We start from the raw sequence: 1,873 nt of genomic DNA on the forward strand, positions 1-1,873 counted from the left end.
GCCGTGGCGACCGCGCGCGCGGCGCAGGGCAACTGGAGCCTTGCCGGCGGTGCTTTCCGCGCCGAACGGCTCGAGCGCGCTGCCGACCTGCTTGAGGAGCGCGACGCGCTTTTCCTGGGACTTGCGATCGACGAGGCTGGCAAGACGCTGGCGGACGCAGTGGCCGAAGTGCGCGAAGCGGTCGATTTCCTCCGCTATTATGCGGCGCAGGCGCGCGCCGACTTCACCCACCCGGTCGCGCTGCCCGGGCCGACTGGCGAACGCAACGAACTGATGCTCGAGGGCAAGGGCGTCTTCGTCTGCATCAGCCCGTGGAACTTCCCGCTGGCGATCTTTCTGGGGCAGGTTTCGGCGGCACTCGCTGCGGGCAACAGCGTGCTCGCAAAGCCTGCCGAGCAAACCCCGCTCATCGCGCACGCGGCGGTCGAACTGCTGCTCGAAGCCGGCATCCCCGGCGACGTTCTCCACTATCTCCCCGGCCGCGGCGAGACCGTCGGCGCCGCGCTGACGAGCCATAACGACATCATCGGCGTCGCCTTCACCGGCTCGACCGAGGTCGCACGGATGATCAACCGCAGCCTCGCCGGGCGCGACGGCCCGATCGCGACACTGATCGCCGAAACCGGCGGCGCGAACGCGATGATCGTCGATTCGACCGCGCTGCCCGAACAGGTCGCGCGCGATGCCGTCGCCTCGGCCTTCCAGTCGGCGGGCCAGCGCTGCTCGGCGCTGCGGTTGCTCTGCGTGCAGGAAGATGTTGCCGACACGATGATCGAAATGGTCGCGGGCGCGATGGCCGAACTCGACATCGGCGATCCGTCGATCCTTGCGACCGACGTCGGCCCGATCATCGACGACGAGGCCCAAGCGAATATCGCCGCCTATGTCGCCGAAGCGCGCGCCGCGGGCCGCGTGATCGCCGAAGCAGCGCGAACGAACCTGCCTGCGGACGGGCATTTCGTCCCGCCGGCGCTGATCCGTCTCGATCATGTCACCGACCTGAAGCGCGAGATTTTCGGTCCCGTGCTTCATGTCGCGACATGGAAGGGCGGCGAACTCGACGCGCTGATCGATGCCATCAACGCGTCGGGTTACGGGCTGACGCTTGGGGTTCACACCCGCATCGACGGCGTCGCAGCGCATGTTGCGGCGCGTGCGCAGGTCGGCAACGTCTACGTCAACCGCAACCAGATCGGCGCGATCGTCGGATCGCAGCCCTTCGGCGGGCGCGGCCTGTCCGGTACGGGCCCGAAGGCCGGCGGTCCGCACTATCTCCACCGGTTCGCCGAGGAAAAGTCGATCTCGACCGACATTACCGCCGCGGGCGGCAATGCGGCGCTGATGGCGGGGTAGCCACTGGCGCCGGTGCGCGCGGGTCACGACCGCGCGCGTCCAATTTTATGGTGGGACCACGAGGCCCGATACAGAGTGGACGGCTGTCCCGGGCAAATACGTCCGAAATCGTCTCGCGGCGTAGTGCCGCGGCGACCTTATGTTTTTGGCGCCCCCCGCAGCCAGAGCAGTCTAGCTTTTTCCGGACCGCGCGCCAACGGGAATCTTACGCTCCCGGCACACCGAGCAACTGCGCCTGCGCCTTGAGGCGCCCCGCTGCGGCCGGGTTGGCGGCGATGCCGTCTTTCAGTGCCTGCGCCGCCTTTGCCGTCTCGCCCAGCGTCATGCGGCTGCGCATCAGCATGATCCAGCGATCGACGTCGGCGGGATTGGCTTTGAGCTTCGCCTCGAGTCCATCGACCATCCCCTGAATCATCTGGTCTTGCTGGCCCTTCGGAAGCTGCGAAGCCGCTTCCATGTCAGCGCGGCTCGGCCCCGGGATTGCGCGCGCGGCGACCGGCATTTCGTCGGGGGCGAGCGG

At 68.1% G+C, this 1,873-nt stretch carries 1 protein-coding gene and 1 pseudogene; one reads left to right on the plus strand and one right to left on the minus strand.

What is annotated here, in order from left to right; all coding sequences use genetic code 11:
- Positions 1 to 1,353, plus strand: a 1,353-nt coding sequence (locus VN047_RS08280; RefSeq protein WP_325541645.1) for an L-glutamate gamma-semialdehyde dehydrogenase, incomplete at its 5' end; no start/stop codon positions are given.
- 205 nt (positions 1,354 to 1,558) lie between these two features.
- Here VN047_RS08280 and VN047_RS08285 read toward each other — a convergent pair.
- A pseudogene (locus VN047_RS08285) lies at positions 1,559 to 1,873 on the minus strand (hypothetical protein); the annotation flags it as partial.

It is taken from the genome of Sphingopyxis sp., from assembly GCF_035565275.1.
GTDB lineage: Bacteria > Pseudomonadota > Alphaproteobacteria > Sphingomonadales > Sphingomonadaceae > Sphingopyxis.